Consider the following 11,760-nt stretch of genomic DNA (forward strand, 5'->3'; position numbering starts at 1 on the left):
CCGGAAAAGTGGGTAGCCTGGTGGCTGAGCACGCGCGCCAGGCTGGTCTTGCCCGCGCCATTGGGCCCCACGCAGGCCCAGTGCTGGCCGAACTGTAGCTCCCAGTCCAGCTGCCGCAGGGCCGGCTTCGAGCGATACACAAGGTTGACGGCCTGCAGGCTGAGCATGGTCTGGTCATCGGTCATTCTGGATTCCTGTCGTTGATTGCTACACCGGAGCCGAATTCCACATCCCGGGCTTCGCGACCCGGGCTTCGCGTCCCGGACTACGCGTCCCGGACTACGCGTCCCGGACTTGTCACAGCCAGCGGTGGCTGGCTTAATCGTTGCTCACGCCGATCGGAGGGCTCTGGTGTCCATATCCCTGCTGCAAATGCTGGAAAGTCGCCTGGCGAACCACCGCCCGGCCCGGCCCTGGCTGCGCCCGCTGATGAAGCGCTCGGCAGTGGCGCTGATTCTGCAGGTGCGTGAAGGCGAACTGCATATTCTAATGATCAAACGGGCAGAAAGGGAGGGCGATCCCTGGTCCGGGCATATGGCCTTCCCCGGTGGACGCATGGATCCGGGCGATGCCCACGGTTATGCGGTCGCCCTGCGCGAGACTCGCGAGGAGGTGGGGCTGGACCTGGAGCGCCAGGCCCACTGTATCGGACGCCTGTCCGACGTCAACGCCAGGCCCCGTCGGGGCACCTTTGGGATGGCGGTCAGTCCTTTCGTGTTTCGCATGGACCGTCCCCCGCACTTCCGCATCAACTACGAAGTGGCGGAAGTGGTGTGGGTGCCGCTGGAGTTTCTGCTGGACAATGCCAACCGCGAAACGATGCGCTGGAAGCGCAACCGCCTGACCCTCAAGTTGCCCTGTTATCTGTACGGCCGCTACCGCATCTGGGGCCTGTCTCTGGCCATGCTGGATGAGCTTCTGGATCTCGTTGAGGACACCGACCAGCGCCGCCGTAGCTGGCGCCGCTGAGAGACGGCGCCGCCTCAGCGTACTTGGCGCAGGAACTCCTTGGTGTCCAGCATCAGCTCCCGCAGCGCAGGATCTTCCCGGCTCGCCTCCAGCAGCACATCGCTGTCGATGTCGCCACGAGCGTAGGCTGCCAGCAGGTCCAGCAGGACCGGGGTCATTTTCGGCGCTCGCTCCCAGCGGGGTGCGTTGACCAGATTACCGGTGACCCGGTCTTCGTGCAGTTGCAGCCAGTAGCCGCCGCAGCTCGACAGGCGGTAGTCGCCGATGCGTCCGTAACTGATGTTGGGGGTGTTTGCGTTGAAGCCGTCTGGCACTTCCTCCGCAATGCGGAACAGCGCCATGACCCAGCGGCTGCCCGGCGGGAATCCCTCTGCATCCGGTCGACAGTAATTCCTCGCCTTTACCCAGAGCCGGACTTCTTCGTTGAACTCTCGGCCCCGCAGGATACGGTCCACGCTTACGTCCAGGGAGTTGCCCTTGCCGCCCAGTACAGTTACCGCGGCCACCAGGTCGGTCTGTGCCATGACTTCCGCGAAGCTGCCCTGCCAGAGGCAGCTGCATTCCTCTTCTGGCGCACTGTGGGCAAGTGTCGCCAGCAGTACCAGCGCGATGGACAAGAGACTCATCGCAATGCGCCGCCAGGAAGAGCCCACGGCAGCGCTCCTACTGCAGCGCCCGCGCTGCCTGTAGCGCGAAGTACGTGAGGATACCGTCGCAGCCGGCGCGTTTGAACGCCAGCAGGGACTCCAGCATTACCGGCTCCCGGGCCAGCCAGCCCTGCTGGAAGGCGGCCACGTGCATGGCGTATTCGCCGCTGACCTGGTAGGCGAAGGTGGGCGCCTGCAGTTCGTCCTTCACCCGCCTGACGATGTCCAGATAGGGCATGCCAGGTTTCACCATGATCATGTCGGCGCCCTCGGCCAGGTCCAGTGCGCACTCGTGCAGGGCTTCGTCACTGTTGGCGGGGTCCATCTGGTAGCTGTATTTGTTGCCGCCCTTGATATTGCCCGCGGAGCCCACGGCATCGCGGAAAGGCCCGTAGTAACTGGAGGCATACTTGGCCGCGTAGGCCATGATCAGGGTGTTGTGATGGCTGTGTTTTTCCAGCACGGTGCGGATCGCGCCGATACGGCCGTCCATCATGTCAGAGGGTGCGACGACATCGGCCCCTGCATCCGCGTGGGACAGGGCCTGCTGCACAAGGGCTTCGCTGGTGATGTCGTTCAGGACATAACCATGGTCGTCGATGATCCCGTCCTGGCCGTGCGTGGTATAGGGGTCGAGAGCCACATCGGTGATGACGCCGAGCTGCGGCAGGGCGTCCTTGAGCGACTTCACCGCCCGCTGTACCAATCCGTCCGGGTTCCAGGCCTCTTCGGCGCGCAGGGTCTTCCTGTCTGCTGGCACCACCGGGAACAGCGCCAGGGCCGGCACCCCCAGGTCCAGTGCTTCCCGGGCCTGCGCCACCAGCAGGTCGATACTGAGCCGCTCGATGCCGGGCATTGAGGCAATCGCCTCGCGCTGGTTGCTCCCCTCCAGTATGAACACCGGAAAGATGAAGTCCCCCGGGGTGAGCAGATTTTCCCTGACCAGACGCCGTGAGAACTCCTGCGCCCGCAGGCGCCTCATGCGGGTGTGGGGAAATGGGCCGCGCTGGCTCTGAAACATGCTATTGGTCTCCGGTCAGAGGCTGGCAAAGGCGCCGCGTGCTGCAGCTATGGTGGCGTCAATGTCGGCATCAGTGTGGGCGGCGGACATGAAGCCGGCCTCGTAAGAGGCGGGCGCCAGGTAGACGCCTGCCTCCAGCATCGAGTGGAAAAAGCGATTGAAGGCGGGTGTGTCGCAGGCCATGACCTGGCTGTAGTTGCTGACCTCGGTCTCGCCGGTGAAAAAACCGCCGAACATGGTGCCGGCATGGTTGGTGGTGAACGGTACGCCCGCCGCCGCCGCTGCCTGCTCCATTCCTTCGCACAGTGCGCGGGTGCGGGCGAACACCGGCTCGTAGAAACCGGGCGCGGAGATCACTTCCAGGGTGGCCAGGCCCGCGGCCATGGCGATGGGATTGCCGGACAGGGTGCCGGCCTGGTAGACCGGTCCCAGCGGTGCAATCTGCTCCATGAACTCGCGCTTGCCGCCAAAGGCGCCGACGGGCATGCCGCCGCCTATCACCTTGCCCAGGCAGGTCAGGTCGGCCTCGATCCCGTAAAAGCCCTGCGCCCCCTGCAAGCCGAAGCGAAACCCGGTCATGACTTCGTCGAGAATGAGTACTGACCCGTGCTTGCTGCACAATTCGCGCATGGTTTCCAGGAAACCCGGCTGTGGCGGGATACAGTTCATGTTGCCGGCCACCGGCTCGACAATGACGCAGGCAATGCGATCGCCGTGCTCGGCAAAAGCCCGGCGCAGATCATCGCTGTCGTTGTAGGTCAGGGTCATGGTGTAGTCGGCGAGTGCGGCAGGTACCCCGGGAGAGCTGGGTACCCCGAGAGTTAGCGCACCTGAACCGGCCTTGACCAGCAGGGAATCGGAGTGGCCGTGGTAACAGCCCTCGAATTTGACGATGGTGTCCCGGCCGGTACAGCCCCGGGCGAGGCGAATGGCGCTCATGGTGGCTTCAGTACCGGAGTTCACCATTCGCACGAGGTCCATCCCGGGCATGATGTCGCAAATGCGATCCGCCAGCTGGATCTCGAGCTCCGTCGGCGCGCCGAAGCTCAGGCCCTTTTCGCTCTGGCGGATCACGGCCTCGCGGACATGGGGGTGGTTGTGTCCCATCAACATGGGACCCCAGGACAGCACGTAATCGATATAGCGCTTGCCCTCGCAGTCATAAAAGTAGGCGCCGTCAGCGCGCTCTACAAAGACCGGGGTGCCCCCCACCGCCTTGAAGGCCCGGACCGGGGAGTTCACCCCGCCGGGAATGTGCTGGCGGGCGCGGTCGAACAGCTGCTGGGATGTGCTCATTGAATCGTTTCCTGATCTGGTGCGATTGGCGTGGCGGACTGTCGAGCCCGCAATCGATTATTCCGTGACGGAGTCAGTATAGCGAGACTTGCCCCGGTTGCGTCAAAGCGGCCTGACCACCGCGAGGATGACGATGGCAAACAGAAACAGAACTGGTATCTCATTAAAAAATCGATAAAAAACATGGCTGTGGCGATTCGTGTCGGTGTTTGCCTCGCGTACGTAGCGGCCGCACCTGATGTGGTAGTCGATCAGAAACCCGACTCCCGCAAGCTTTATCCACAGCCATTTCGCGGTCAGGTAGTACCCTGGATTGGTGGCTATCAGGGTGCCGCCGAAGGCGATGGTGAGGAACATGAACGGAGTCACGAACCGGTAGAGCTTGCGCGCCATGATCGCCAGCTGGGCGCGGGTTGCCGGGTCCTCGCTGGCGGCGAAGTACACCAGTATCCGCGGCAGGTAGAACAGGCCCGCAAACCAGCAGACCATGAAAATCAGGTGAAAGGCTTTCAGCCACAGCATGGGATCAGTCCGTTGCCTTGTGCGGAATGTCAGAGTCCGAATATTAACAGTTATCCGCGGCGTGTTTGCTTTTATACTAGGCTGTTTATTCACCGCCGGGGGCCGAGAGTCCTCTGGCGCTGCAGCAGGGAGTTGTCATGATCAGGGCAGGTATTGTCGGGGGCACTGGATACACCGGCGTCGAATTGTTGCGACTGTTGGCGCTACACCGGGAGGTGGAGGTAGTGACGATTACTTCCCGCGCCGATGCGGGCCGTCGTGTGGACGACCTCTTTCCCAATCTGCGGGGCCATTTTGATCTGGTCTTCGCCGAGCCGGACGTGGGACTGCTTGCGGGCTGTGATGTGGTCTTTTTTGCCACCCCGCACAACGTTGCAATGCAGTTGGTGCCGGAACTGGTGGCCGCCGGCACCCGGGTTATCGATCTCTCCGCGGACTACCGGATTCGCGATGCGAACCTCTGGTCGCAGTGGTATGGGGAGCCCCACGCCAGCCCGGATTTGCTGCCTGAGGCTGTTTATGGGCTGCCGGAGGTGAATCGCGATCGAATCAGGGAGGCGAGACTGATCGCCTGTCCGGGTTGCTATCCCACCGCCATCCAGCTGGGCTGGATTCCGCTGCTGGTCAAGGGCCTGGTCGATCCGGCCTCTTTGATTGCCAGTGCCGCCTCGGGTGCAAGCGGCGCCGGGCGTCAGGGAAAGATCGACAACCTGCTGAGCGAGGTGGCAGGCAGTTTCAAGGCATATGGAGTGAGTGGGCACCGCCATCTGCCCGAGATAGAGCAGGGCCTTGCGGACGTCTCCGGCTCACCGGTGGCGGTGACCTTTGTGCCCCACCTGCTGCCAATCGTGCGGGGTATTCATGCAACGCTGTTTGCGCGTTTGCAGGGTCCCGCGGGAGACTTGCAGGCACTGTATGAGGACTACTATGGCAATGAACCCTTTGTGGATGTATTGCCGCGGGGAATGTTTCCCCAGACCCGCACGGTCAAGGGTGCCAACCGCTGTCAGCTCTCGGTCATGGTGCCCCAGGATCGGGACACCGTGGTCGTGATGTCCACCATCGACAACCTGGTCAAGGGCGCCTCGGGCCAGGCGGTGCAGAACATGAATATCATGTTCGGCCTGCCGGAGCACTCGGGCCTGGAACAGCTGGGGCTGTTGCCCTGAGATGCCTGTGAAAGGTGATCGCTACCGCACGGTGGTTCGGCGCTATCACGTCCGCCACCAGCAAATAGTGGTGCTGGTTCTGACCCTGGCGGCCGCTCTGGTAATGGGCGCCGGGTTTGCTCTCGGTCGCCAGGCCGCGTTCAGTGGGACGGGCATCGACCCCCAGCGCTACCGCGAACAGGGTGTGGCGCTGAAGGCGGCGCTTTCGGAGCAAGCGGAGCTGAGTCGCCAGTTGGGCGTGATGACGGCGAGGCATGAAGTGGATCGCGCTGCGCTGGAGCTGGTGCGGCAGGAACTGGCGCTGCAAAAGGAACAGATCGCCGGCCTGGAGGAAGGGATCCGGTTCTACCGCAGTCTCATGGCCCCCGGTGAAATTGCCCAGGGTTTCAGCCTGCGCAAGATCGAGCTGGTGCCCCGGGAGGACCCGGGCCGCTACGGCTTCCGCATTGTCGCCCAGCAGGAGGCTCGCCAGCATACGACGCTGCGCGGTGAGCTGTATGCCGAGGTTGCCGGGCAGCAGGCGGGCGAGCCGCGCAGTTATCCTCTCGGGGAGTTGAGTGCTGACCTCGAGGGCACTATCCTGCCCCTGCGGTTTCGCTATTTTCAGTCAATAGAGGGTGACCTGGTGCTGCCGGAGGGATTTGAACCACAATCGATCAGTGTCGTGGCGACCCTGTCCGAGCCTGACAAGGCCGAGGCGCGGGAGCAATATCCATGGCAGGTTCAGGAGAAATTTACTCATGTTGGGAAGTAAGCGCAGAGGCGCCATGGTCGCCGGCGGCACCACGCTGGTTTCGCGCGAGACCACGATCAACGGCGATCTGCATTTCAGTGGCAACCTGGAAATCGAGGGCGTGGTCAAGGGCAGCGTGATTGCCGACGCGGGCAAGGAAGCCATGGTGAGGGTGGTGGCGGCCGGGTGTGTCGAGGGCGAGATCAGGGCGCCGATAGTAATGATCAACGGTACGGTGGAGGGCTGTGTCCACGCGTCCCGGCACCTGGAGCTGGCACCCTGCGCCAGGGTATCCGGAGATGTTCACTACAGCATCGTGGAGATGGCGGCCGGTGCAGAAATCAATGGTCGCATGCTGCACAGCTCGGAATCTGAACTGACCGCGCCCGGCCAGGCCGCGGAGCCCCAGCTGCGAGTCGCCAGTGTCCTGCGCTCTGCCGGCGGCGCGATCCCGACCGAAGCACTCTCGGCCAAGGCGCCCCCAGCTAAGGCGCCCCCAGCTAAAGTTGACTAGAATACTCGGGTTTACCATAATGCGGGGCCAAAGTCGTCATTGCGGGGATATCCTGGCCCCGGAGAATTGTCATGTCCGTAGCTGAATCATTCAATCCCGGCGGCATCAACCTCACTGCCCGGGCGGTGAGCAAGGTGCGCGAGCTGGTCGAGGAGGAAGAAAACCCCGATCTCAAGCTGCGGGTCTACATTACCGGCGGCGGGTGCTCCGGGTTCCAGTATGGATTTTCTTTCGAGGATACTGCAGCCGAAGATGACACTGTTATTGAACGGGACGGCATTTCTGTGCTGGTCGACCCGATGAGTTTCCAATACCTGGTGGGTTCCGAGGTCGATTATTCCGAGGGGCTGGAGGGGGCGCGTTTCCTCATCAACAATCCCAATGCCGCGACCACCTGTGGTTGCGGGGCATCATTCTCTATCTGACGGGTACTGGCCGCACTTCACCCGCCGGGTAGATACCCCCCAGAACTCTCGCACCAGCAGCGCCTGTCACCGCGGCCGCATTGCCCGCAAGACCGGCCATCGTGCGCCAGGCCAACCAGGCAAACGCCGCGGCCTCGACCCACTCAGGGTCTATGCCCAGCGCGGTCGTTGTATCCAGGCGCCTCGGTGCCAGCAGTCGGTACAGGCGGCGCATCAGGTCGGTATTGCGGGCGCCACCACCACAAACAAAGACCTCGTCAATGTTCACCTCCGCGGCGCGGACAGCGATGGCAATTGTCTCGGCCGTGAATTCCGCCAGGGTAGCCTGTACATCCCGGGGCTCGAGAGCTGGCAAGCTCCGCAGACTGAGGTCCAGCCAGTCCAGGTTGAACGCTTCCTTGCCGGTGCTGCGGGGTCCTCGCCGGGCCAGGTAGGGGTGGTCGTGCAGTTGTTCCAGCAGCGCGGTACAGACCCGGCCTTCCGCCGCCCACTGACCATCTCGGTCGTATCCCTGCGCCTGATGCCGCCGGATCCAGTGATCCAGCAGAGTGTTGCCGGGCCCAGTGTCAAACCCGCTGACCAACAGTGTGCCGGAAAGCAGGGTGATATTGGCGATCCCGCCGATATTGACGATGGCGCGGTTGCGGCCCTCGCCAGCGAAGGCGGCGGCATGGAACCCCGGTGCCAGTGGCGCCCCTTCGCCGCCGGCGGCGATGTCACGGCGGCGGAAATCGGCGATGGTGGTGATTCCGGTCATTTCGGCAATGGTGTTCGGGTCGCCGATTTGCAGGGTGAAGGGAGTTGTGTTGTCGCCTGACGGCGGGCGATGGCGGATGGTTTGGCCGTGGCTGCCAATGGCTGCTATGTCTTCCGCTCGATGGTCGGTGATCGCCAGCAGTGCTTGCACGGCCCCGGCAAAGAGAGTGCCGATGTCGCGATCAAGGCGGCCCATTCGCTCGATTTCGTCATCGCCTGGCAGGCTTATGGCGGCGATGCGCCGACGCAGTTCTGGCCCTATCGGGTGTTCCAGTGTCTCCAGCAGTTCACAGCCTTGCTCCCTGCAGCGAACGAGTGCCACATCGACAGAGTCAACGCTGGTACCCGACATGAGGCCAATGTAGAGCTCAGTGGCGGCCACTTCAGGGCGCCGGCGTGGTTTCTCCGGTGTCGCTGCTGCTCAAAGCCAGCCTGTTTTCTGACTGCAGGCCCGCGAGCTGCCGGGAGGTATTGGCGATGGCGGCCTTGAAAGCCGGGATCTCCGCCGCTGCCAGCATTTTGGCCTTCGGCAGCTCCTGGTGGACCTTCCGCGGGTCGCGGTGCTTGCCATCGATCAGGAATTCATAGTGCAGGTGCGGGCCGGTTGCCGCGCCCGTGGAGCCCACGGTGCCGATGACCTGGCCCTGGGAAACTCGCTGTCCTTCCCTGGCCTTGCGCTGGTGCAGGTGCAGGTAGCGGGTCACATAGCGATCGCCGTGTTGCACGAACAGATAGTTGCCATTGGCCCGGGTGAAGCCGGCCTTGATTACGCGGCCATCGCCGGCAGCATAGACAGGGGTCCCGGTAGGCGCGGCATAGTCAGTGCCCCGATGTGGCCGGGTGGTTTTGTAGATTGGATGCAGGCGGCGCGGGTTGAAGTTGGAGCTGATGCGGGTGAAGTCGACAGGCGCCAGCAGGAACGCCTTGCGCATGCTCTCCCCTTCCTCGTTGTAGTAGACCACATCGCCCGCCTGGTCTTCGTAGCGAAAGGCGTTGAAGGTCTTGCCGCGGTTGGTAAAGGAAGCAGCGAGGATTGTGCCGTCGCGGTATTTCTCTCCGTCCAGGTACAACTCTTCATAAATGACGTGGAAGGTGTCGCCCTTGCGCGGGTCTTGAACGAAGTCGATCACGCCGCCAAAGATGTTGGCCAAATCCAGGATAAGGGTGTTGGAGAGCCCTGCGTCCTTGCCAGCCATGAACAGTGACGAGGTGATCTCGGCGCTGACCCACGATTCGTGCAGCTCGGTTTGGCGGAATACGCGTTCGGTCTCAAAGCCCGACTCTGTCCGGCGATAGGTGACTGATTCCAGTGGGGAGATGACGTGTTTGACGGCTTGCAGGGTGCCGTCCTCCGCTGTCTCGAAAGCGATGGTCTGGCCCGGGTAGATTCGCGACAGGGCTTTCCCCTCTGGCGCTTCGTTGACCACCTGGTGGACATCGGTAGTGCTGAAGCCGGCTCGCTTGAAAATCAATGAGAGGTTGTCGCCACCGCGCACGGTCTGCTCGTCCCAGGCTGCAACAAAAGCGTCCTCTTCTACCGCCGATATCGGCGTTTCCGGCAGTGCCAGCAACTGGTGGGGGTTCACCTCGATGGGCTCAAGAATGTCCCTGTCCAGCTCGAAGCCGAGGTCCCTGGTGTCCTGCCTGTTGGCGTTGACCTCGCCGGAGGGCGCAAGAATCATGGTTGCGGCGATGAAAGCAGACAGCAGTCCGACAGCCAGCAGGTGCTTGCGGTGCAGCGGTGGCTTGTCTGCTGCCATGACTGTCGCCCCCCGATGAAATCCTGTTTTCCGCATAATCGTTGTTAACTGTAATCTGTAGGCTCCTGAGTATATAAAAGATTCCAGCGCTCTGACAGAGCCCCAGGGAACTTAAGATTTGCTTTTTCATGGGCGTATTGTATGGTTTGCGCCCCCTTTAGAGGCCTTCATGGCCGCCAGATCCGGGAGTAACCCGATGAGTAGTGCCCTGCTGACCGACCTCCAGGACCGAGGCCTGATTTTTCAGGTGGCGGGAGAAGACAAGTTGCCAGCCTGGCTTGATGGGGGGGGCCGCACTCTGTATTGCGGCTTCGACCCGACGGCGGACAGCCTGCACATCGGGTCTCTGGTGCCCCTGCTGACCCTGCGTCGTTTCCAGTTGGCGGGCCACCGGCCGCTGGCGCTGGTAGGGGGTGCCACGGGGCTCATTGGCGACCCGTCCTTCAAGGCCCAGGAGCGGCAACTCAATACTCCCGAGGTCGTTGCCGGCTGGGTGGAGAAGATCCGTCAACAGGTATCGCGTTTCATCGACTTTGACGCCGGTCCGGCGTCAGCGGTGGTGGTCAATAATCTCGACTGGACCCAGGAGATGAATGTGCTGACCTTCCTGCGGGACGTGGGCAAGCATTTTTCGGTCAATGCCATGATTCAGAAAGAATCGGTCAGGCAGCGCATCGAGCGTGAGGGCAGCGGCATCAGTTTTACCGAGTTCACCTACATGATCCTGCAGTCGTTCGACTTTGCGGAGCTCAGTCGTCGCTATGACTGCAGTCTGCAGTTGGGAGGGTCCGATCAGTGGGGCAACATCACGGGTGGTATTGACCTTGCCAGGCGCATGTATGGCAAGCAGGTGTTCGGTCTGACCATGCCCTTGGTCACCAAGGCGGACGGAACCAAATTTGGCAAAACCGAGTCCGGGACTGTCTGGCTGGATCCGACCCGGACCTCGCCTTATGCCTTCTACCAGTTCTGGCTGAATACGGCCGATGTGGATGTTTATCGTTTCCTTAAGTACTTCACCTTCTTGCCAGTAGCCACCATCGACGCCCTGCAGCGGGCAGATGAAGAGCGGCAAGGCCGACCGGAGGCCCAGGCGGTGCTGGCTCGCGAGGTTACCGCGTTGGTACACGGTGATGCGGGCCTTGACGCGGCGCAGCGCATCACCGATGCCCTTTTCAGTGGCGACCTGGCGCAGTTGTCGGAAGCGGATCTGCAGCAGTTGCGACAGGACGGCTTGCCCGCCAGCAAGCTTGAGCCGGGCTCCCTCCCCGCCACTCTCACTCATCTACTGACCGATGCGGGCATGGCTACCTCCGGCAAGCAGGTAAAGGATGCCCTGGGGCGGCAGGCGGTTTTTTTCAATGGCCGCGCCCTGGGTTGGGAGGATAACGACCGGGTAGCCCAGTGCCTGGATCGCAGCCTTGCACTGTACGGGCGCTTCGTCATTGCCCGTCTGGGAAAGAAGAAGTATCACCTGTTCGAACTCGTCTGATTTGGGTTTCAGGTGGAGCCGTTACTGGCAAATCTGCAATATCTGAACTATTTTTTACCGAGGGTATTGCGCGGGTCAGATTCGCTGCGTATAGTTCGCGTCCCTTCGCAGTGGCGGTGACGCAGAGCCCGCGAAGGGCGCCTCTAATCCCTTAGCTTTCAGGCACTTGGGTTGACAAGGTGAAGTGGGTTAACGGCGGCGGCTGCCAGCATAAATTTGCAAATAGCTGTTGCCAACGGGTTGCCCATCGGTATAATACGCGTCCCCGCCAGAGGCTACATGCCTTGGTGGAAACCACGGCCCTTGCGGCTCTGGGTTATTTAACAAAGAAACGAAGACAGATGTGTGGGCACTTGTTGGGATAGTTGTACGACTATTCAGACACAACAAGTGACTCATCGATTCATTTATGGATTATATGATTTCGAATTGTGTCTGAGCCGAGATTTGGGTGTT

Annotated in this window: 13 protein-coding genes; 6 read left to right on the plus strand and 7 right to left on the minus strand. The window is 61.9% G+C overall.

Going from position 1 to position 11,760, the window contains the following annotated elements:
- Positions 1–185 (minus strand): ATP-binding cassette domain-containing protein (locus tag RJQ10_RS17930; RefSeq protein ID WP_350148754.1); only part of this gene is annotated, 185 nt, incomplete at its 3' end.
- Positions 186–351: 166 nt separating this feature from the next.
- Here RJQ10_RS17930 and RJQ10_RS17935 point away from each other — a divergent pair.
- Positions 352–969: an NUDIX hydrolase gene (locus RJQ10_RS17935; RefSeq protein ID WP_350148755.1), complete on the plus strand. Its 618-nt coding sequence runs from the start codon at positions 352–354 to the stop codon at positions 967–969.
- Positions 970–983: 14 nt separating this feature from the next.
- Here the strand turns inward: RJQ10_RS17935 and RJQ10_RS17940 are convergent, their stop codons facing one another.
- From RJQ10_RS17940 to RJQ10_RS17955, 4 genes are all read right to left on the minus strand, one after another.
- Positions 984–1,622 carry a delta-aminolevulinic acid dehydratase gene (locus tag RJQ10_RS17940; RefSeq protein WP_350148756.1) on the minus strand — a complete coding sequence of 213 codons (639 nt, stop codon included), beginning with the start codon at positions 1,620–1,622 and terminating at the stop codon, positions 984–986.
- 10 nt (positions 1,623–1,632) lie between these two features.
- The gene (gene hemB / locus RJQ10_RS17945; protein WP_350148757.1) at positions 1,633–2,637 is read right to left on the minus strand and encodes a porphobilinogen synthase; all 1,005 of its coding nucleotides are present in this window, start codon (positions 2,635–2,637) and stop codon (positions 1,633–1,635) included.
- Positions 2,638–2,652: 15 nt separating this feature from the next.
- Positions 2,653–3,933, minus strand: coding sequence for a glutamate-1-semialdehyde 2,1-aminomutase (hemL, locus tag RJQ10_RS17950; RefSeq protein ID WP_350148758.1), 1,281 nt, complete (start codon positions 3,931–3,933; stop codon positions 2,653–2,655).
- 102 nt (positions 3,934–4,035) lie between these two features.
- Entirely contained in the window at positions 4,036–4,455 is a 420-nt protein-coding gene (locus tag RJQ10_RS17955; protein ID WP_350148759.1) for a CopD family protein, read from the minus strand.
- A gap of 137 nt (positions 4,456–4,592) precedes the next feature.
- On the opposite strand from RJQ10_RS17955, the gene argC reads away from it, so the two are divergent.
- The 4 genes from argC to erpA all read left to right on the plus strand — a co-directional run bounded on the left by argC (position 4,593) and on the right by erpA (position 7,296).
- Positions 4,593–5,624 (plus strand): N-acetyl-gamma-glutamyl-phosphate reductase, encoded by a 1,032-nt coding sequence (gene argC / locus RJQ10_RS17960; RefSeq protein ID WP_350148760.1) that lies wholly within the window; start codon positions 4,593–4,595, stop codon positions 5,622–5,624.
- A gap of 7 nt (positions 5,625–5,631) precedes the next feature.
- Entirely contained in the window at positions 5,632–6,378 is a 747-nt protein-coding gene (locus RJQ10_RS17965; protein WP_350148761.1) for a DUF6776 family protein, read from the plus strand.
- A complete protein-coding gene (locus RJQ10_RS17970; RefSeq protein WP_350148762.1) occupies positions 6,365–6,871 on the plus strand; it encodes a bactofilin family protein in 507 nt (168 codons plus the stop codon). The genes RJQ10_RS17965 and RJQ10_RS17970 overlap by 14 nt, the downstream gene beginning before the upstream one ends.
- 71 nt (positions 6,872–6,942) lie before the next feature.
- Complete coding sequence (erpA, locus tag RJQ10_RS17975) at positions 6,943–7,296, plus strand: iron-sulfur cluster insertion protein ErpA (protein WP_350148763.1); 354 nt, start codon at positions 6,943–6,945, stop codon at positions 7,294–7,296.
- Here the strand turns inward: erpA and RJQ10_RS17980 are convergent.
- Positions 7,289–8,434 carry an anhydro-N-acetylmuramic acid kinase gene (locus RJQ10_RS17980; RefSeq protein ID WP_350148764.1) on the minus strand — a complete coding sequence of 382 codons (1,146 nt, stop codon included), beginning with the start codon at positions 8,432–8,434 and terminating at the stop codon, positions 7,289–7,291. The genes erpA and RJQ10_RS17980 overlap by 8 nt on opposite strands.
- Position 8,435: 1 nt before the next feature.
- Positions 8,436–9,812 carry a peptidoglycan DD-metalloendopeptidase family protein gene (locus RJQ10_RS17985; RefSeq protein WP_350148765.1) on the minus strand — a complete coding sequence of 459 codons (1,377 nt, stop codon included), beginning with the start codon at positions 9,810–9,812 and terminating at the stop codon, positions 8,436–8,438.
- Between the two features lie 196 nt (positions 9,813–10,008).
- On the opposite strand from RJQ10_RS17985, the gene tyrS reads away from it, so the two are divergent.
- Positions 10,009–11,304 (plus strand): tyrosine--tRNA ligase, encoded by a 1,296-nt coding sequence (tyrS, locus tag RJQ10_RS17990; RefSeq protein WP_350148766.1) that lies wholly within the window; start codon positions 10,009–10,011, stop codon positions 11,302–11,304.
- The last annotated feature ends 456 nt before the right edge of the window (positions 11,305–11,760 follow it).

The sequence above is a fragment of the Haliea sp. genome (genome assembly GCF_040222615.1).
Lineage (GTDB): Bacteria > Pseudomonadota > Gammaproteobacteria > Pseudomonadales > Halieaceae > Haliea.

Coding starts and splice junctions, on each gene's coding strand:
- RJQ10_RS17955 (WP_350148759.1), bottom strand. CDS start 4,455: ATGCTGTGGCTGAAAGCCTTTCACCTGATTTTCATGGTCTGCTGGTTT.
- RJQ10_RS17970 (WP_350148762.1), top strand. CDS start 6,365: ATGTTGGGAAGTAAGCGCAGAGGCGCCATGGTCGCCGGCGGCACCACG.
- RJQ10_RS17985 (WP_350148765.1), bottom strand. CDS start 9,812: ATGGCAGCAGACAAGCCACCGCTGCACCGCAAGCACCTGCTGGCTGTC.
- hemB (WP_350148757.1), bottom strand. CDS start 2,637: ATGTTTCAGAGCCAGCGCGGCCCATTTCCCCACACCCGCATGAGGCGC.
- tyrS (WP_350148766.1), top strand. CDS start 10,009: ATGAGTAGTGCCCTGCTGACCGACCTCCAGGACCGAGGCCTGATTTTT.
- hemL (WP_350148758.1), bottom strand. CDS start 3,933: ATGAGCACATCCCAGCAGCTGTTCGACCGCGCCCGCCAGCACATTCCC.
- argC (WP_350148760.1), top strand. CDS start 4,593: ATGATCAGGGCAGGTATTGTCGGGGGCACTGGATACACCGGCGTCGAA.
- erpA (WP_350148763.1), top strand. CDS start 6,943: ATGTCCGTAGCTGAATCATTCAATCCCGGCGGCATCAACCTCACTGCC.